This is a genomic window from Rhodococcus indonesiensis (genome assembly GCF_047782815.1).
Classification (GTDB): Bacteria; Actinomycetota; Actinomycetes; order Mycobacteriales; family Mycobacteriaceae; genus Rhodococcus; species Rhodococcus indonesiensis.
Genome location: NZ_CP180630.1, coordinates 2021311 through 2039756, shown reverse-complemented (window position 1 = coordinate 2039756; position 18446 = coordinate 2021311). Strand labels below are relative to the sequence as shown.

At 69.4% G+C, this 18446-nt stretch carries 17 protein-coding genes and 2 tRNA genes; 11 read left to right on the top strand and 8 right to left on the bottom strand.

Annotated features, from left to right (window positions below; translation table 11 throughout):
* The first annotated feature begins 122 nt into the window (after positions 1 to 122).
* The 3 genes from ACM26Y_RS09565 to cmrA are packed head-to-tail and all read left to right on the top strand — an operon-like array spanning position 123 to position 3522.
* A complete protein-coding gene (locus tag ACM26Y_RS09565) occupies positions 123 to 668 on the top strand; it encodes a PadR family transcriptional regulator (protein ID WP_416063308.1) in 546 nt (181 codons plus the stop codon).
* Entirely contained in the window at positions 665 to 2692 is a 2028-nt protein-coding gene (locus ACM26Y_RS09560; protein ID WP_289381853.1) for an NADPH-dependent 2,4-dienoyl-CoA reductase, read from the top strand. The genes ACM26Y_RS09565 and ACM26Y_RS09560 overlap by 4 nt, the downstream gene beginning before the upstream one ends.
* A 26-nt stretch (positions 2693 to 2718) precedes the next feature.
* A complete protein-coding gene (cmrA, locus tag ACM26Y_RS09555) occupies positions 2719 to 3522 on the top strand; it encodes a mycolate reductase (protein ID WP_289381855.1) in 804 nt (267 codons plus the stop codon).
* A 53-nt stretch (positions 3523 to 3575) separates the two neighbouring features.
* Here the strand turns inward: cmrA and ACM26Y_RS09550 are convergent, their stop codons facing one another.
* Positions 3576 to 5294 (bottom strand): helicase HerA-like domain-containing protein, encoded by a 1719-nt coding sequence (locus ACM26Y_RS09550; RefSeq protein ID WP_289381856.1) that lies wholly within the window; start codon positions 5292 to 5294, stop codon positions 3576 to 3578.
* An 83-nt stretch (positions 5295 to 5377) separates the two neighbouring features.
* Here ACM26Y_RS09550 and orn point away from each other — a divergent pair, with 83 nt between their 5' ends.
* Entirely contained in the window at positions 5378 to 5977 is a 600-nt protein-coding gene (orn, locus tag ACM26Y_RS09545; RefSeq protein ID WP_289381859.1) for an oligoribonuclease, read from the top strand.
* 83 nt (positions 5978 to 6060) lie between these two features.
* A tRNA-His gene (locus ACM26Y_RS09540) sits at positions 6061 to 6138 on the top strand.
* A gap of 64 nt (positions 6139 to 6202) precedes the next feature.
* On the opposite strand, the gene ACM26Y_RS09535 is transcribed toward ACM26Y_RS09540, so the two are convergent.
* Together ACM26Y_RS09535 and ACM26Y_RS09530 are read right to left on the bottom strand one after the other, a co-directional pair.
* Positions 6203 to 7636 carry a selenium-binding protein SBP56-related protein gene (locus ACM26Y_RS09535; RefSeq protein ID WP_289381860.1) on the bottom strand — a complete coding sequence of 478 codons (1434 nt, stop codon included), beginning with the start codon at positions 7634 to 7636 and terminating at the stop codon, positions 6203 to 6205.
* Positions 7637 to 7886: 250 nt separating this feature from the next.
* Positions 7887 to 9029 carry a L,D-transpeptidase gene (locus ACM26Y_RS09530; protein ID WP_289381862.1) on the bottom strand — a complete coding sequence of 381 codons (1143 nt, stop codon included), beginning with the start codon at positions 9027 to 9029 and terminating at the stop codon, positions 7887 to 7889.
* A gap of 349 nt (positions 9030 to 9378) precedes the next feature.
* On the opposite strand from ACM26Y_RS09530, the gene ACM26Y_RS09525 reads away from it, so the two are divergent.
* Both ACM26Y_RS09525 and ACM26Y_RS09520 read left to right on the top strand, forming a co-directional pair.
* Positions 9379 to 9451, top strand: a tRNA-Lys gene (locus ACM26Y_RS09525).
* A 345-nt stretch (positions 9452 to 9796) separates the two neighbouring features.
* Positions 9797 to 10636 (top strand): alpha/beta fold hydrolase, encoded by an 840-nt coding sequence (locus tag ACM26Y_RS09520; RefSeq protein ID WP_416063307.1) that lies wholly within the window; start codon positions 9797 to 9799, stop codon positions 10634 to 10636.
* A gap of 35 nt (positions 10637 to 10671) precedes the next feature.
* Here ACM26Y_RS09520 and ACM26Y_RS09515 read toward each other — a convergent pair whose 3' ends face one another.
* Positions 10672 to 11835, bottom strand: coding sequence for an RNA-guided endonuclease InsQ/TnpB family protein (locus tag ACM26Y_RS09515; protein WP_416063306.1), 1164 nt, complete (start codon positions 11833 to 11835; stop codon positions 10672 to 10674).
* A gap of 261 nt (positions 11836 to 12096) precedes the next feature.
* Between ACM26Y_RS09515 and ACM26Y_RS09510 the strand changes: the two genes are divergently transcribed.
* The gene (locus ACM26Y_RS09510; protein ID WP_003938938.1) at positions 12097 to 12933 is read left to right on the top strand and encodes a mycofactocin-coupled SDR family oxidoreductase; all 837 of its coding nucleotides are present in this window, start codon (positions 12097 to 12099) and stop codon (positions 12931 to 12933) included.
* A gap of 40 nt (positions 12934 to 12973) precedes the next feature.
* Here the strand turns inward: ACM26Y_RS09510 and ACM26Y_RS09505 are convergent, their stop codons facing one another.
* Together ACM26Y_RS09505 and ACM26Y_RS09500 are read right to left on the bottom strand one after the other, a co-directional pair.
* On the bottom strand, positions 12974 to 13741 hold the full coding sequence (locus tag ACM26Y_RS09505) for a L,D-transpeptidase (protein ID WP_416063305.1): 768 nt from the start codon (positions 13739 to 13741) through the stop codon (positions 12974 to 12976).
* A gap of 187 nt (positions 13742 to 13928) precedes the next feature.
* Positions 13929 to 14150 (bottom strand): DUF3618 domain-containing protein, encoded by a 222-nt coding sequence (locus tag ACM26Y_RS09500; protein WP_003938940.1) that lies wholly within the window; start codon positions 14148 to 14150, stop codon positions 13929 to 13931.
* Positions 14151 to 14224: 74 nt separating this feature from the next.
* Between ACM26Y_RS09500 and bcp the strand changes: the two genes are divergently transcribed.
* Positions 14225 to 14701 carry a thioredoxin-dependent thiol peroxidase gene (bcp, locus tag ACM26Y_RS09495; RefSeq protein WP_054373808.1) on the top strand — a complete coding sequence of 159 codons (477 nt, stop codon included), beginning with the start codon at positions 14225 to 14227 and terminating at the stop codon, positions 14699 to 14701.
* 8 nt (positions 14702 to 14709) lie between these two features.
* Here the strand turns inward: bcp and ACM26Y_RS09490 are convergent, their stop codons facing one another.
* Positions 14710 to 16044 carry a dipeptidase gene (locus tag ACM26Y_RS09490; RefSeq protein ID WP_416063650.1) on the bottom strand — a complete coding sequence of 445 codons (1335 nt, stop codon included), beginning with the start codon at positions 16042 to 16044 and terminating at the stop codon, positions 14710 to 14712.
* A gap of 187 nt (positions 16045 to 16231) precedes the next feature.
* Here ACM26Y_RS09490 and ACM26Y_RS09485 point away from each other — a divergent pair, with 187 nt between their 5' ends.
* Positions 16232 to 17107, top strand: a complete 876-nt coding sequence (locus ACM26Y_RS09485) for a cyclopropane mycolic acid synthase family methyltransferase (RefSeq protein ID WP_416063304.1) — start codon at positions 16232 to 16234, stop codon at positions 17105 to 17107.
* Positions 17108 to 17195: 88 nt separating this feature from the next.
* On the top strand, positions 17196 to 17999 hold the full coding sequence (locus ACM26Y_RS09480) for a TetR family transcriptional regulator (protein ID WP_040784145.1): 804 nt from the start codon (positions 17196 to 17198) through the stop codon (positions 17997 to 17999).
* Positions 18000 to 18015: 16 nt separating this feature from the next.
* Here ACM26Y_RS09480 and ACM26Y_RS09475 read toward each other — a convergent pair whose 3' ends face one another.
* Complete coding sequence (locus tag ACM26Y_RS09475) at positions 18016 to 18417, bottom strand: holo-ACP synthase (protein WP_416063303.1); 402 nt, start codon at positions 18415 to 18417, stop codon at positions 18016 to 18018.
* Between the last annotated feature and the right edge of the window lie 29 nt (positions 18418 to 18446).

Sequence of the window (18446 nt, the reverse complement as noted above, 5' to 3'; positions counted from 1 at the left end):
ACGATCCGCGCGCTCCGCGGTCGGCCGCGAACGCAATCGCGTTCGCGGCCGACTGGGAGGTTCGCGGACGTCGACTCCGGTGTGCACTTGATTGCATATGCACCTCGGTGCATACTCGCGATATGGCACTGGAACACGCGCTGCTCGCCGCACTCGACGAGCGGTCCGGCTCCGGCTACGAACTCGCTCGCCGGTTCGACAAGTCGATCGGCTTCTTCCACAGCGCAACCCACCAGCAGATCTACCGCGTCCTGCGGCGGATGGACGAGCGCGGCTGGATCACCGGCCGCACCGTGCCCCAGGACGGGCGACCCGACAAGAAGGTCTACCGCGTCAGCGCCGCCGGACGCACCGAACTGGACCGCTGGATCTCCCAGCCCTCCGACCCCGAGCAGCTACGCAGCGACCTGGCGGTGAAGATCCGCGCCGCCGGGCCCGCCACCCTCCCCGCCCTCCTCGCGGAGCTCACCCGCCACCGCGACGCCCACGCCGCACGTCTCGAGGTGTACCGCACCATCGAGAAGCGCGACTTCCCCGCACCTGACCGGCTCACCGGGCCCTCACTGCACCAGTATCTGGTTCTGCGCGGCGGCATCCGCGTCGAACAGGGATTCGCGGACTGGTGCCAGGAAGTGCTCGACGCCCTCACCACCGAGGACAACTCGTGACGAACCCGTACCCCCACCTGCTCTCCCCTCTCGACCTCGGACCCTTCACCGTCCCCAACCGGGTCGTCATGGGCTCGATGCACACCGGTCTCGAGGACCGGGCCAAGAACACCGGTCGCCTCGCCGCGTACTTCGCCGAGCGCGCCCGCGGCGGCGTCGGCCTCATCGTCACCGGCGGCTACGCCCCCAACCGGACCGGCTGGCTGCTGCCGTTCGGCGCCAAACTCACCAACCGGCTCGAGGCCCGCCGGCACCGGACGATCACCGATGCGGTCCACACCGAAGGTGGCCGTATCCTGCTGCAAATCCTGCACGCCGGGCGCTACAGCTACTGGCCCCTGAGCGTGTCTGCGTCGTCGATCAAGGCACCGATCAACCCGTTCCGCCCGCGCAGGCTGACCTCGTGGGGTGTGCGCCGGCAGATCCGCGCCTACGTCCGCTGCGCCCGCCTCGCCCAGCAGGCCGGTTACGACGGCGTCGAGATCATGGGCGGCGAAGGCTACTTCATCAACCAGTTCCTCGCCGAGCGCACCAACCGCCGCACCGACGCGTGGGGCGGCAGCGCCGAGAACCGTCGCCGGCTGCCCGTCGAGATCGTCCGCCGCACCCGCGAAGCCGTCGGACCGAACTTCGCGATCTGCTTCCGGCTGTCCATGGCCGACCTCGTCGAAGGCGGCCAGCACTGGGACGAGATCGTCGCCCTCGCTCAGGAACTCGAACGCGCGGGCGCCACGCTGATCAACACCGACATCGGCTGGCACGAGTCGCGGGTGCCCACCATCGTCACGTCCGTCCCGCGTGCCGCGTTCGCGGACGTGACCGCCGAGTTGGCGAAGCACGTCGGGATCCCGGTCGCCGCGTCCAACCGGATCAATATGCCCGAGACGGCCGAGGAAATCCTCGCCCGCGGCGACGCACAACTGATCTCGATGGCGCGGCCGATGCTGGCCGACCCGGAATGGGTCCGCAAGGCCGCCGCCGGCGTACCCGACGAGATCAACACCTGCATCGCCTGCAATCAGGCCTGCCTCGACCACGCGTTCGTCAACAAGCACGTCTCGTGCCTGCTCAACCCCCGAGCCGGCCGGGAGACCGAACTGCTGCTCGCCCCCACCCGCCGCCGCAAGACCGTCGCGGTCGTCGGCGCCGGTCCTGCCGGGCTCGCGGCGGCCGTGAACCTGGCCCGTCGCGGCCACTCCGTCACCCTGTTCGAAGCCGACGACGAGATCGGCGGCCAGTTCGGCATCGCCCGCCGCATCCCCGGCAAGGAGGAGTTCGCCGAGACCGTACGGTACTTCCGCCGCCAGCTGGAGCTGACGAAGGTGCAACTCCGTCTCGGTACCCGCGCGAGCGCCGACGATCTGATCGGCGCGTACGACGAGGTGGTCGTCGCGACCGGCGTCACCCCCCGCGTGCCCGCCATCCCGGGCATCGACCATCCGAGCGTGCTGTCCTACCCGCAGGTCGTCCGGGACGGGGCGCCCGTCGGGGCGCGCGTCGCCGTGATCGGGGCGGGCGGGATCGGCGTCGACGTCTCCGAGTTCCTCACCCACGACCACTCCCCCACCCTCGACCTGGCCGAATGGAAACGCGAGTGGGGCGTCACCGACCCGAAGACCGCCCCGGGGGCGCTCACCGAGCCCCGCCCGTCGCCGTCGCCGCGGGAGGTGTTCCTGTTGCAGCGCAAGCCCGGCCCGATCGGGAAGGGCCTCGGCAAGACCAGCGGATGGGTGCACCGGGCGTCCCTGAAGCACAAGAAGGTGCACGAGGTCTGCGGGGTCAACTACGAGCGGATCGACGACGCCGGCCTGCACATCAGCTTCGGCGAGGATCGCCGGGACCCGAAGGTGCTCGACGTGGACAACGTGGTGATCTGTGCAGGGCAGGAACCGGTCCGTGACCTGGTCGATCGGCTCACCGCTGCGGGCGTGACCACCCACGTCATCGGCGGGGCCGACGTCGCCGCGGAACTCGACGCCAAGCGCGCGATCGAGCAGGGCACCCGCCTCGCGGACCGCATCTGAACCGGCCGCCGCTACGCTGAGCGACCATGACTCTGCCGACTCCCACCCCCGACGCCCGAGCCGTCGTGACCGGCGCCTCCTCCGGCATCGGCGAGGCTCTCGCCGCCGAACTCGCCGCGCGCGGGCACTCGCTGATCCTCGTCGCCCGCCGCGGCGACGTGATGGCGGAGCTCGCGGCGACGCTGCGGGCGAAGCACGGCGTCACCGTCGAGGTCCGCGCCTGCGACCTGTCCGACCGCGACGCACGAACCGAGCTCGTCGACGAACTCGGCAAGCGCCCGATCAGCATCCTGTGCAACAACGCCGGCATCGCGACGTTCGGCCCGGTGGCCCAGCTCGATCCGGCCTACGAACGGGCCCAGGTCGAACTGAACGCCGTCGCCGTGCACGACCTGACCCTCGCGGTGCTGCCGCAGATGGTCGAGCGCCGATCCGGGGCGATCCTGATGGTCGGTTCCGCGGCGGGCAACATGCCGATCCCCAACAACGCGACCTATGCGGCGACGAAGGCGTTCGTCAACACCTTCTCCGAGTCGCTGCGCGGGGAACTGAAGGACAGCGGCGTGCACGTGACGCTGCTGGCGCCGGGCCCGGTACGCACCGAGACCCCGGACCCGACCGAGGCGTCGATCGTCGACAGGCTCGTGCCGGACTTCCTGTGGATTTCGAGCGAGCACACCGCGAAGGTGTCGCTCGACGCGCTCGCCGAGAACAAGATGCGCATCGTGCCGGGCCTGATCAGCAAGGCGATGTCCGTCGCCGGCAACTACACCCCGCGCGGTGTCGTCGCGCCGATCGTCGGCGCCTTCTACAAGAAGCTGGGCGCATAGCGCCGGTGTGCCGTTTGGGCTGCGGGAGTAGCCCAAACGACACACCGGGGGCGTCAGCGCCGGCGGCGCCGGCCGGTGCCGAAGATGCTGCGACTGATCTCGCGTCCCGCGGCCGACGCCGCCGAGCGCAGGAAACTCTTGACGGCCGCATTGCCGAGGACCTGCTCGACAACGCTCGGCCCTTCGTCCCGCGGCGGCGGCGCGCTGGGCAGGTCCGGCAGCGGCGGCAGGTCCACCCGCGGGTCCGGCGCGGGCGCGCCGGACACCTTGGCGGTGAGCAGCTCGTACGCCGACTCGCGGTCCACCGTCCGCCCGTACCTGCCGTACAGCGCGCTGCCCTGCGCGGCCGCGCGGATCGCCGGCTCGCCGATCGTGTCCATCAGCGAGCGCGGCGGCCGGATCCGCGTCCACGCGACAGGTGTCGGCGCGCCCTTCTCGGAGAGCACCGTGACGACGGCCTCGCCGATCCCGAGGGTGGTCAGTGCCTCCTCGAGATCGTAGAAGTCCGTCTCCGGATACGTCCGGACGGTCTTGGCCAGCGCCTTCTGATCGTCCGGGGTGAACGCGCGCAAGGCGTGCTGCACCCGCGCACCGAGCTGGGACAGCACCGCGTCGGGCACATCCGCGGGCAGCTGCGTGCAGAAGAACACTCCCACGCCCTTCGAACGGATGAGCTTGACCGTCTGCTCGATCTGCTGCAGGAACACCTTGGAGGCGTCCGCGAACAGCAGGTGGGCCTCGTCGAAGACGAACACGAGCTTCGGTTTGTCGAGGTCGCCCTCCTCCGGCAACGTCTGGAACAGGTCCGCGAGCACCCACATCAGGAACGTCGAGAACAGCACCGGCCGGGCGGCGTGGGTGCCGAGCTCGAACAGACTGATCACGCCGCGTCCACCGTCGACGCGCAGTAAGTCCTCGGTCTCGAACTCCGGTTCCCCGAAGAAGGTGTCCCCGCCGTCGGCCTCGAGATTGACCAGCGCCCGCAGGATCACGCCGGCGGTGGCCCGGGAGACTCCGCCGATGCCCTTCAGGTCGGCCTTCCCCTCGTCACTGGTCAGATGGGTGACGACCTGCCGCAGGTCCTTCAGGTCGAGCAGCGGCAGTCCCCGGCGGTCGGCCCAGTGGAAGATCAGCCCCAGGGTGGACTCCTGGGTGGGGTTGAGGCCGAGGACCTTGCCGAGCAGGATCGGACCGAACGCGGTGACCGTGGCTCGGACCGGAACGCCCATCCCCTCGGTGCCGAGGGAGAGAAACTGCACCGGGTAGGTGCTCGGCACCCATTCGGAATCGCCGGTCTCGGCGGCGCGGGTCCGCACCCTGTCGGTGTCCTCGCCGGGCGCCGACAGGCCCGACAGGTCGCCTTTCATGTCGGCCATCACCACCGGGACTCCGGCGGCGGAGAGCTGCTCGGCGATGCCCTGCACGGTCTTGGTCTTGCCGGTACCGGTGGCACCGGCGATCAGTCCGTGCCGGTTCATCGTGGCGAGCGGGATCCGTATCCGAGCCGACGAATCGACCACCCCGTCGTGGACGACAGCGCCGAGGTCGAGGGCGACCCCGTCGACGGAGTATGCCGCGGCGATCTGTCCGGCCGGGCCGGGCGCGACGTCCGCCGCGTCGGCCTCGCGCTGGGCCGCCTCGGCCGCTCGCTGCGCCTGCTCGGCGGCTTCCAGGGCAGCGGCGGCGACGCGCGCCGCTTCCTCGGCGGCCGCGCGGGCGGCCGCCGCCTTCTCGGCCGGCGACGATGCCGGCGGTGTCGGATCGGCTGTCATCCGGTGTCCTCCTCGTCCACATGCGGCCGCGGAATGGTCACCGTGACCATATCGCCGCGACCGGGCTGACTACGCTGTGTTTCGTGCAGGACAAACTTGTATGGATCGATTGCGAAATGACCGGCTTGCAGATCGACAGCGACCAGCTGATCGAGATCGCCGCCCTCGTCACCGACAGTGATCTCAACGTGCTCGGAGACGGGGTGGACATCGTCATCCACGCCGACGACGAGGCACTCGCCGCGATGCCCGACGTCGTCACCGAGATGCACGAGCGCTCCGGGCTCACCGAGGAGGTGCGCAAGTCCACGGTCAGCGTCGCAGAGGCGGAGAAGATGGTGCTCGACTACATCCGGGCTCACGTCCCGGAGGCCGGTACCGCGCCGCTGGCCGGCAACTCGATCGCGACGGACCGCGGGTTCATCGCTCGTGACATGCCCGAGCTCGACGCCTACCTTCACTACCGGATGGTGGACGTCAGCTCCGTCAAGGAGCTGTGCCGCCGCTGGTATCCGCGGATCTACTTCGGGCAACCGGCGAAGGGCCTTTCGCACCGGGCGCTCGCCGACATCAAGGAGTCGATTCGCGAATTGCGGTACTACCGGCGGACCGCGTTCGTCGCGCCTCCGGGCCCTCCGTCGGCCGAGATCGCCGCCGTCACGAAGGAGTTGGGTCCGGCCTGACCTGCGGATTCGCCCTTTCCGGCAAACACAGGCTAGTATCTGTACCGCAGGCGCAACCGGCCCAGGCCGATCGCGAATGCGATGGTGAGTGTAGTTCAGTTGGTAGAGCACCAGGTTGTGATCCTGGCTGTCGCGGGTTCGAGTCCCGTCACTCACCCCCACAGGGCAAGTCCCTGACCGGTATCCGGTCAGGGACTTGCCTTATTCAGTGGCGTGCCACGGCGGTCATCCGGTGAAGCAGTACGAGTCGCTGGACGCATCCCCGCCCTGCAGGCGCGTCTGATGCACCCTGAGTCCGTGGAAGTCGTCGCCGTGCGGGAAGAACCCGCGGTCGACGACGAGGCCGCCGGCGGAGACATCGGCATCGAACTTCGCCATCCACGCTCCGACGCCGTCCGGGTAGAAGACCTCGTCCCAGGCCGCGTACAGCGAGTTGGTGGCGTAGACCCGGCGCCCGTCGCGACTGATCTCCACCATCTGCGGGCCTCCCGAGATCGGGAGGTCCGGAACCGCCGGGTGCGGCGCGCGGCGAACGATCCCGCCCAGGCGCACCGATGCCGTCTCCCGCGGATGGAACGGGTCGGCGACGTCGTACTGCTTGAGCTCTCCTGTGCCCCAGCACGAGACGTACAGCCAACGGTCGTCGACCGACAGGTCGATGTCGGAGACGAGCGGCGGTACCGCGCCGAAGGGTTTCAGTGCCGGCGGCAGATCGTCGGTGTCGGCCGGCTCCGCCGGAATGGTGATCACCTTCTCGACCGCCCACCGGTCGTCGCTCTTGTGCCACATCCACACGGAGGCCGACAGATCCTCCACACTGACGACGACTCCCACGAACCCGAACGCCTGGGAGGGATTGTGCGCCGGGCGGAGTTCGAGAACCATCTGATGTTCGTCGCCGAGATCGATGCGCTGGGTCAGCTTGCGCTCGGACATGCTCCAGAAGTTCAGATGGTGTCCGAACCTGCGGCCGAGGAGGTCTTCGGGGTTCAGTCCGTTCTCGATCATCGACGGCGTGGCCCACTCGGAGGTGATCACCGTGTCGTACTTCAGGTGCCACCACACGTCGTACGCCAGGAACTGCTCGCCGTGCTCGGCCTCCCAGGCCCCGACGACGTCGAACGTGTCGTGGTCGAGCAGCGCGACACCACCCGGACCCTCGGCGCCGTCGGCGCTTCCCAGGGCGGACATGAAGATGCCACCCGGTCCACAGTGCACCGTGTGCGGACGCGAGTATCCGGCCTTCGCGGCGAGCTCGGCGGCCTCGATCGTGTGTGTCACCACCGGGTGCCGCGCATCGGGCTTGGTGTCGAGGATGTACGTTCTCGACGAGCGGATGCCCGGCACCACCAGGTATCGCCGTTCGAGCGGCTGCCCGTGCTGATCGCCGTGCCCCTCGTGACCGTGCCCCTCGTGACACAGCGCGCTCGAGCAGGCGTTCCACCCGAAGTGGTGCAACTCGTTGCCCGCCGTCGGCAGCTCGGTCCAGCCGACCACACCACCGAACGTCGGCGAACCCGTCTCGCAATCGACCACTGCGATCGCGTCCTTCGCCCGGCCGGCCGGATCGAACGCAGCCACATAGCCAAGCCGCTCGGGCGCGGCAGCCACGGCCTCACTCGGGCTGCGGTAGAACGTGGGATCTGTCGTCGCAGGCATGAATCCTCCTCGACTCGGACCTGTCCGCCGGGCCACCCTCGGTGGTCCACGGTCGGTCGATGTCACAGGTAGGCATGCCCTTTCCCTGATTCTCCGCCGCGCAGGACCGCATGTCGACCTTCCGCGGGGGACGGGCTGCCCGGAAGTCGGCGCCGGACATGGGAAGACCCCCGGGATCGTCGATCCCGGGGGTCTCGTGCCGATCCCTGCCACAGGACGCGGCCCCAGCCTGCTCGCGCCGGGCGGCCGATCAGATGCGCGCGTTCCCGGCCTTCCACGTCGACCACGGGATGTTCCAGTCCCCGAGCCCCTCGGTGCCCGAGAGGATGCCGCCGACGGTGTTCTGCACGACGACGATGTCGCCGCGTTTGGTGTTGTCGAAGATCCACTTGGCGTTGGCCGGGCTCAGGTTGAGGCAGCCGTGACTGACGTTGCGCACGCCCTGGTCGCCGAGGGACCACGGCGCCGAGTGGAAGAAGATGCCGCTGTAGGACATCCGCGTCGCCCAGTCCACCGGGGTCCGGTAACCCTCCGCGGAGTCGACGGCGACGCCGTAGGTCGACGAGTCCATCACCAGATGCTCGAACCGGTCGCCGATCGTGTACACGCCGTTGGGGGTGGGCGTGCTGTCCTTGCCCATGGACGTGGGCATCGTCATCACGTCGACCCCGTTGCGGTTGACGGTGACCTGCTTGGTGTTGTCGTCGGCGGTGATGACCACCGCATCACCGATCGTGAAGCTCGAGTGCACGTCCGACTGGCCGAACAGGCCGTCACCCAGATCGCGACCGTAGACCTTCACATCCACGGTCACCCTGGTGCCCGGCGCCCAGTAGTTCTCGGGCCGCCACCGCACCTCGCGGTTGCTCAGCCAGTAGAACGCGCCCTCCACCGGCGGCTCGGTGACGACGGTGATGGCCTGCTCGGCAGCGAGACGATCGGGGATGTTCTCGTCGAACTGGATCGCGACGGGCTGGCCGATGCCGACGACCGCACCCTCGCCCGGCATCACGTACGGCTGGGTGAGGTTCCCCGGAGCGCTGGTGGTGAACGAGGCGACGGTCGTCGTCGCTCCGCCGAGCCCGTACGCGACGGCCTCGAGCCGGTACTGCCGGCTGTAGCCGAGCGGCTCGGTGTTCGCCCACGTGGCTCCGTCCGGCCCGAGTGCCCCGGCGACCGCTTCCCCGTCCGGATTGAGCAGGGTGACGGACTCGAGCTTGCCGTTGACCACCGAGACGGTCACCGGCTCGATGGGCGAGAAGCCGACTCCCCCGTCGACCACGCTCGCCGAGACCGTGGGCTTGATGAGCGCGGCGAGGGGATTCGAATCGATCGGCACCTCCTCGGCCCCGCCGGCGCCGGACGCGCCGGAGCAGGCCGTGACGAAGGTCATGACTCCGACCAACACCGCCCCGAGCACCGCCGCGACGGCACGCCGATTCCGCCGACGGCCCGGCGCCGCACTGTTCCCAACCACTCTCACCCTCCGATTCCGGGCCTCCCCCGGGCCGCAAAACTGCACGTCGATGCGCGTGCGCTCGATGATGCCAGCCCTGCTCGAGACACAGCTGCCGCGACGTCGACGACGCGAATAACGTTCGAATACCAATCGCCGCCGACCCCTTCCGCGTTACGTCCCGCGTCCGCCGAAATGCAGCATGACCTGCCGATTTGGTGCGCTCCTGGAAGATGTGTAGTCTTTCCTTCGTCGCCGGGACAACGGACCGGAGACGCACCGCCAAGCGCCATTAGCTCAATTGGCAGAGCAGCTGACTCTTAATCAGCGGGTTCGGGGTTCGAGTCCCTGATGGCGCACAGCACGAAGGAAGGCCGGCGATCTGCGAGATCGCCGGCCTTCCTTCTTCTTTCCGTCGTGTCCGCTGTCATCCCCGTCCAGCCCGACACGAACTCGTGCCTCCCGCGAAGCAGGTCCCGCCGTCCGGGCACTTCGCCGGCGGTGTCGTACACAGATTTCCCCTGTGCGGGATGGCGGACTGCACAATTCGCCCGATGCGAGCGTTCGGCCGTCGCGAACAAACTGGGGCCATGTTCACGAAGAGCACTGTGCGAGACGCTGGGACGTCGGCGGACGACGGCCACGCGGGCCTGCGGGCATGGTACGAACGAGTGCTTCCGGACGGCTCGGGATACAGCCGCAGGGTGGAATCGGACTTGCCCACCCGAGTGCACGTCCTGGAGAAGGGCGCCGGACCGCCGATGATCCTGCTCCACGGCACTGGGGTCGCTGCCGGATTCTTCCTGCCGCTACTCGCCGAACTCGACGGCGTCCGCGCGATTGCCCCGGACCTGCCCGGCCGGGGCCTCAGCGACCCGATCGACCACCCCCGACGGCACTTCCGCACAGCGGCGATCGGGTGGCTGGATCGCCTGCTCGACGTCCTCGGCCTCGAAGAGACCGTGCTGCTCGGGCACTCCGCGGGCGGTGTGTGGGCCACCTGGTACGCACTCGCGCACCCGGAGCGGGTCGGCCGGCTCGTACTCGTCGGGCCGCCCGCCTTTCCGGGGACGCGGTGCCCGCTGCCGCACCGGGTACTCGCCACTCCGGGGCTCGGCAGGCTGGCGGCCGGTCTCGTTCCGCCCGGCCGGGAGTCCGTACTCCGGTTTGCCGCCGTCATGGGGGAACGCGCGACGCTGGTCCGGCATCCCGACCTGATCGATCTGCTCGTTGCCACGCGCAGAGACCCCGTCGCCGAGTCGGCCGCGCGCGACGAGATACATGCACTCGTGTCGCCCGTGGCATTGCTGACGCCGTCCGGGTTCCGCCGGCGGACGCGCGTACGTCCCGAGGAACTCGGCCGCCTGACCATGCCTACGCTGCTCGTCTGGGGCCGCGACGAGCCGCTCGGCGGCGTCGCCGTGGCCCGTGGGGTGACCGACCTGATCCCGTCGGCGACGTCGGCGGTCCTCCCGGGCGGACACGTGCCCTGGCTGGGGCAGCCCGCGCAGACAGCTGCCGTGATCCTCGACTTCCTCCGTTAACGTCTCTCCTTCCCTGAAGGCAGGAGATTCCCGGCTCAGACCGCAACCGCACCACCACCCGGAGGGAGGTGATCCGCTTGACTCACGTCGTCGACACCGGTGTGGCCACGCTCCGCCACAGCCAGAATCACTCTGGCAGCGTTCCGGTCCCGGCACGCGGTATGCCCGCACGCCCGGCACCGGAAGATACGTTCCTCGAGTCCGAGGCGTTGCTTGGCTCTCGCGAAACACCTCGAACACGTCATGGTCGTGTACGCGGGCCGCACCAGCACCACCTTCCGGCCGGCCCGCCTGCCCTGCTCGAGCAATTCCCGTTTCACCGTCGCGATCGCGGCATCGGCGGCCGTGCGCGCCATCGTCGACCTCGACAGGAACCGGGGTCGGAAATCCTCCACCGCGACCAGATGATGCGCCTCGACCACGGCCCTGGCCCAGATCCGGCCGTCGTGCCGGTTCTGCCGGGCCGCCTTCTTCTGCACCTTCGCGGCCCGGGTGCGGGCCCGGCGATAGCCCCTCGAGGGTGGGAGCCCCTTCCCCCGGCGGCGCCGGGCCATCGTCCGCTGCGCTCTCGCCACCTCCGCCGCACACCGTTTCCGGTGCCCGTGCTGCGGCAGATCGAACCGCTCCTCGGTGGCCGTCGCGGTGCGGGCCACGCCCCAGTCGATCCCGACCGCGCTGCCCGGGTCGGCGGCCGGGATCGGCTCGGCCTCGCGGGTCACCACGAACGAGGCATACCAGTGCCCCAGGCAATCGCGGGTGATGCGCACACTCGACGGCTCCGCCGGCAGTGCCCGCGACCACACCACCGGCACACTCACACCTTTGGGCAGCACCAACCGCCCGTCGCGGACCCGGAACCCGCGGCGGGTGTACTCGAGCGACGGCAGGGTCTTCCTCCGCGCCTTGAACCGCGGCCGGCCCCGGCCCGGGGCCGTGCGCGACGCGTCGAGCGCCTGCGCGTAGGTGCGCAGCATCTGCTGCTGGGCGACCTGGGAGCCGTCCCGCAACCACGACGAGCGGGCCCGCGCCTCGGTCAACTGCTTGGCCAGCTTCCCGAACGTCGGCCGGCGACCGGCCTTGTGTTGGTGCACCGCCTCGTTCCACAGGAATCGGCAGCGATGCCACTCCTGCATCAGTGCATGTTCGGCGGTGGTGCCCGGCCGCAACCGGTAGTTGTAGCGCACCACCTCGATCCCCATGCCCGGCACGCTAACCGACCCCACCGACAGGTGTGCCCGACCCCACCGCTCCCCCCGAAAGGAGGACGGCGCTTCCTCTCCCTCGTGAACGAGGCAGTATCCGCGCCGCACATCAGATGACGACGAGGCGTGCGTGTCCGGCTCGCACCGGCATGCCGCGACGACTGAGTGTGCCGAGCCGCCTTGCGATTTCGGTCCGATGCCCGTCGAACCCACCTACTGTGGGACGAACATCACACCGAACGCCGGAGGAGTACCACCATGGGTCAGCTCGAGGGCAAGGTCGCATTCATCACCGGTGCTGCACGCGGGCAGGGCCGCAGTCACGCGGTCCGGCTGGCCGAGGAGGGCGCCGACATCATCGCGATCGATCTCTGCGCGCAGGTCGATTCCGTGGGTTATCCCCTCGCCACGTCGGACGACCTCGCCGAGACGGTCCGGCAGGTCGAGGCGCTGGACCGCCGGATCGTCGCCACCCAGGCCGACGTCCGCGACAGTGCCGCCCTGAAGTCGGCGGTCGACGACGGCGTGGCCCAGCTCGGCCGGCTCGACATCGTCCTCGCGAACGCCGGCATCGCCAGCTTCGCGCCCGTCGAGGAACTCACCGACGAGATGTGGGACGACATGATCGACATCAATCTCACGGGGGTGTTCAAGACGGTGCGGGCGACCGTGCCGCACCTGAAGGCCAACGACGGCGGCGGCGCGATCGTGCTCACCAGTTCCACCGCGGGCATCAAGGGACTGGCGAACCTCGCGCACTACGTCGCGGCCAAGCACGGCGTGGTGGGATTGACGAAGACCCTCGCCAACGAACTCGCCCCGCACATGATCCGGGTCAATTCGGTGCATCCCACGTCGGTGGATACGGACATGATCCACAACGAGCAGACCTACGCGGTCTTCAACCCGGACAAGAAGCCGTCCGAGATCACCCGGGAGGAAGCGGGCGAGTCGTTCAAGACCATGAACGCCCTGCCGATCGAATGGGTCGAACCGGTCGACATCAGCAACGCGATCCTGTTCCTGGTCAGCGACGCGGGTCGCTACGTCACCGGTGTGCAGCTGCCGATCGACGCGGGCGCAGTGATCAAGTAGCCGTCTCGGGTCCGGTGTGCCGGCGGGAGCAGGTCACCGGTCAGCCCTCCACGATCACGGGATCGCCGATCTTCACCCGGTCGAAGTACCACTGCGCGTTCTCGGTGCTCAGGTTGATGCACCCGTGGCTCACGTTCGCGTAACCCTGCGAGTCCACCGACCACGGCGCCGCATGGACGAAGATGCCGCCCCACGTGAGTCGCACGGCGTACTCGGTGTCGATGCGGTAGCCCTCCGGGGCGTCGATCGGGACGCCGTAGGTGGACGAGTCCATGACGAGGTCGCGGAACTTCTCGAGCACCGAGAACGTGCCGACGGGCGTCTCGTAGCCGGGCTTGCCCATCGACGCCGGCATCGTCCGGACCACCTCGCCGTTGAGGATGACCGTGAACTGGTGCGTCGAGCGGTTCGCGACGGCGACGAACTCGTCGCCGACCTGGAACTGGGTCCGCGCTCCAGCCACGGCGACGGTCACGGTGGTGTGCCCCGGCCAGAGACCGTCGGGAACCCACTGCACCCGGCGGTCGTCGAGCCACGTGAAGTGGCCGCTCACCGGCTTCGACGTCGTGATCTCGACGGCCCGCTCGGCGCGGGCGCGGTCGGCGACGGGGGCGCCGAACCGGACGGTCACCGGGTGTCCGACCCCCACCACCGCGCCGTTCGCCGGCTCGAGCGCCGACGTGGGCAGCCGTGTCGGCGGAGCACCGCCCAGCGTCCCCGCAGTGGCCGCAACCCCGGAGCCGAGCAGGGCCACGGCGGTCAGGATCGAGACGAGAAGAAGTCGTGCAACCCGCTGTGCGGTCGGCATGGCCGTCAGCCCCCTCCGAGATGGCGCGGTTGGCTCACCCTCAGTCAATCACGCCATGATCGAACTCGGAACGGTCCAAGGTCACATCGGCCCCGCGCGACGACGTCGCCGGGAGACGACGAAGGGCACCGCGGTCCGATACGCCGGACGACGGTGCCCTTCGGGCCGGAACTCAGCGCAACAGAACTCAGCGCAACAGCTTGCGCAGCACCAGCGCGCCGACGACGGCGCCCACGGCGACGAGCGCGTACTTGACGTTGGGCTGGTTCACCTTCTCCATCACGGTCTGCTTGGTATGGGCCATCACGTTCTTCGGGCTGGCCCGCACACTCAATTCGTCGAGGGTGCTCGCAAGCTGGTTGCGGGCGTTCTCGATGTCCCGTTCGATGGCCTCGGTGTCCCTACCCACGTGATCCTCCAGTTGGTCGCTGCACTGTGCTGCGACCACGGTAGTGGACGCACAGGTCCGTTACCCTCTCGGAGGTGACGGAAAACAGCAGCAGGCTCGCTCCCGGCGACACGGCTCCCGAATTCACCCTCCCCGACGCGGACGGCAACGAGGTGTCCCTGTCGGACTACCGCGGACGCAAGGTGATCGTGTACTTCTACCCCGCGGCAAGCACTCCCGGGTGCACCAAGCAAGCCTGCGATTTCCGCGACAGCCTCGCCGACCTGAACGGCGCCGGGCTCGCCGTCGTGGGCATCTCCCCCGACAAGCCGGCCAAGCTCGCCAAGTTCCGGGACGCCGAGCAGCTGACGTTCCCGCTGCTGTCGGATCCGGACAGGGCCACGCTGACGGCATGGGGTGCGTTCGGCGAGAAGAAGATGTACGGCAAGACCGTCACCGGAGTGATCCGTTCGACGTTCGTCGTCGACGAGGACGGCCGGATCGAGGTCGCGCAGTACAACGTCCGCGCCACGGGGCACGTCGCGAAACTGCGCCGCGACCTGTCGGTCTGACTCCCGGCTCACCGGCCGAGGGAGGCGAGCACCAGCGCCTCCGCGACGGCCATGCGCTCGAGTTCGGACGGGTCCACGCTCTCGTCGGGCCCGTGGATGCGGGCGGCGGGTTCCTCCACGCCCAGCAGCGCGATCTCCGCGTCCGGCAGCACCTGCTGCAGCACGATGCACAGCGGGATCGAGCCGCCCTGTCCGACCGTGCCGACCTCGCGTCCGTAGACAGCGGCGAGCGCCCGTCGCAGCGCGGCGTATCCCGGCCCGTCGGTCGCCGCCCGGAACGGTTCGCTCACACCCTCCCGGTCGACCCGTACCCGCACGTTCCAGGGCGCGTGCGCGTGCAGGTGCGCGACGAGGGCATCCTGCGCGGCGAGCGGATCCGTCCCCGGCGGGACCCGCAGGTTCAGCCGCGCGGATGCGCGCGGCACGACCGCGGCCGCCGAGCCGACGACGGGGGGCGCGTCGATTCCGAGTATCGTCACGGCGGGCCGTGCCCACACGGCGTCGGCGACCGTCCCGGCCGAGAGCAGCGAGACGCCCTCGAGTACACCGGCATCCGCGCGGAACGTCTGGTCCGGATAGGGTTCGCCCGCCCACGTGCCGCGGGAGTCGAGGCCGTCGATCACGGTGTCACCGGCCTCGTCGCGAAGGCTCGACAGCAGGCGTACCAACGCAACGAGGGCATCGGGGGCCGCGCCGCCGAACTGCCCCGAGTGGATTTCCCCAGCCAGAGCTTCGATGTGGACGACGACGTTCGCCAGGCCGCGTAGCGACGTCGTGAGGGTGGGCCGTCCCGCCTCGGCGTTACCGCAGTCCGCGACGAGAACCAGGTCGGCGGCGAACAACTCGGGCCGTGCCCGGGCGAGGTCTTCGAGACCACCGCCGCCGGTCTCCTCCGAGCCGTCACCGACGATCCGGACCCCCACCGGCAGTGGCCCGAGTTCACGCAGCGCCCGCAGCGCAAGCAGATGCATCACCAGGTTGCCCTTGCAGTCCGCGGCGCCACGGCCGTACCAGCGGCCGTCGCGTTCGGTGAGCTCGAACGGCGGGCTGTGCCACAGCGACTCGTCGCCCGGGGGCTGCACGTCGTAGTGGCTGTAGAGCAGCACGGTCGGCGCCCCCGGCGGTGCGGGGGTGTGCCCGAGCACCGCGAGGGAGCCGTCGGAGGTCTCGATCAGCTCCGTGCCCTCGATGCCGACGGCGGCGAACGCGTCGCGCACCCATTCCGCGGCCGCGACGCACTGCTCGGGCGGGAACAGACGCGGATCCGCCACCGACCGGAAGGCCACCAGTTCCTCGAGATCCTCGCGTGCCGCCGGCATGAGCCGGCGCACCCGCTCGCACATCTCCGCGACGTCCACGGCACCTCCCGATCGTTGTGTCTCGTTTTCGGTACGGGTACAGCCCGTCCGGATCGAAGCATGCTCGTCCCGCCGGATTCCGGCGTACATTTCGCGATGTCGGGGTCGCCAACGGGCGGAACGGTCCACAAGAGGCAGGGGGCCGGCCGACCCTCGAACGGAAGGCACTGCGATGCCACCCAGTCCGCAGACCGCACTCACGCCCTTCTACCGGCAGGTCCAGTCCCACTACGACCTCTCGGACGAGTTCTTCACCCTGTTCCTCGATCCGTCCATGACCTACAGCTGCGCATACTTCGAGCGGGACGACATGACGCTCGAGCAGGCCCAGGCCGCGAAGGTCGACCTGTCGCTCGGCAAGTGCGACCTGCACCCGGGCATGACACTGCTCGACGTCGGATGCGGCTGGGGCTCGACGATGCTGCGCGCGGCCACGCACTACGACGTGGACACGATCGGGCTCACCCTCAGCCGCAACCAGTACGAGCACGTCCGCGACCTCGCTGCGCGACTGCCCGGCCCCCGCACCGTGGACGTGCGCCTGCAGGGCTGGGAGGAATTCGACGGGCGGGTGGACCGCATCGTGAGCATCGGCGCATTCGAGCACTTCCGGAGCGAACGCTACGACCAGTTCTTCACCAAGTGCCACGACATGTTGCCGCCGGACGGGAGGATGCTGCTGCACACCATCGTGGGGCACCGGCTCACCACACTGCGCGAGCGGGGAATCCCGGTGACCCGCGAGAACGCGCTGTTCCACATCTTCATCAAACGGGAGATCTTCCCCGGCGGGCAGTTGCCGCAGCCCGAGACCGTGGTCGAAGGCGCGGAGCGGGCCGGGTTCCGGGTCGAACGCATCCAGGCCCTGGCTCCGCACTACGTCCGCACCCTCGAACACTGGGCCGCAGCCCTGTCGGCCCGCCGCGACGAGGCGATCGCCCTGTCCTCGGAGGAGATGTACGCGCGGTTCATGAAGTACCTGAACGGTTCCGCCGAGCACTTCCGGACCGGCCACATCGACGTCATGCAGTTCACCCTCGTCAAGTGAGCCGACGGCGACTCCGGAGGTGTTAGCTGGGACTCGCCCTCACAGCTAGAAGTTCGGAATTCGGACAACCTCCGGCTAGCCTGGGCGCGTGGAGTCTGCAACGAAGCGCGGCCGTACCCCACGCCGAATCGACCCGGCGCTGGAGGTCCAGGCGGCGCCCCAGGAGCTCGTGCCGCGCCGCCGCCCGACGCAGGAGCGCAGCCGGCGCAAGTTCGACGCGCTGCTCGCCGCGTCCCGCGAACTGCTCACCGAGGTCGGCTTCGAGTCGTTCACCTGCGAAGAGGTGGCCGCCCGGGCCGACGTACCCATCGGCACCCTCTACCAGTTCTTCGCCAACAAGTACGTCATCGTCTGTGAACTGAACCGGCAGGACCTGGTGGGCGTGCAGGACGAACTCGCCAAGTTCGACGGCGTCGTCCCGTCCGTGGACTGGCTGCGGTTCCTCAACGCCTTCGTCGACCATCTCGCCGGTCTGTGGATGTCGGACCCGTCGCGGCGGGAGGTGTGGCTCGCGATGCAGTCCACCCCGTCGACGCGGGCGACCGGCGCGATCCACGAGAAGGAGTTCGCCGAGCAGATCGCGCGGATGCTGGCTCCGCTCATGCCCGACACCCCGCGCGAGCGCCGCACCCTGATGGCCGAGGTGCTCGTGCACGTCGTGTACTCGATGCTGAACTTCTCCGTGCAGGACAACCAGAGCCACGCCGACGCGGTCGTCGAACTCAAGCGGCTGATGGGCGCGTACCTGATGGTGGCCGAGAAGGAGTCCCGGACGAGCGCCAAGCGGCGCAAGCGCCGCGAAGAGGCCGCCCGGGCGGAGGAGTCCCGCCGGGCCGACGACCGCGACTCCGAAACGCAACAGGCGGAGGAAGTCCGCACTTCCTCCGCCTGAAACCACCACCCGGGCTCTACACCTGTGGGTCCTCCTCGAGCACGACGAACGCCCCCGCCATGTCTCCGTCGTGCGTGAGCGAGACGTGGATCCGCACCCCGGTCAGGTGCGCGGCGACATCGCCGTGCAGCCGGATCCCGGGTCGGCCCCACGCATCGGAGACCACCTCGATCTGCCGGTGCACGGTCTCCGGCAGCACCGGCGGGCTGCCGAACAGCGACGCCGACCACGCCTTGATCAGCGCCTCCTTCGCAGCCCACCGGGCCGCGAAGTGGCGGCCGGGACGGGAGCTGCGGGTGTTCGCGTCCCGACGCTCGCCCGGCGTGAAGTTCGAGAGCATCGCCGTGCCTGCGCGGCCCAGCTGCTCCTCGAACTCCGACACCGTGACCAGGTCGAACCCGATCCCCGCAACTCCCATCCGTCCTGTGACCCGCTCTCTGTGACCGT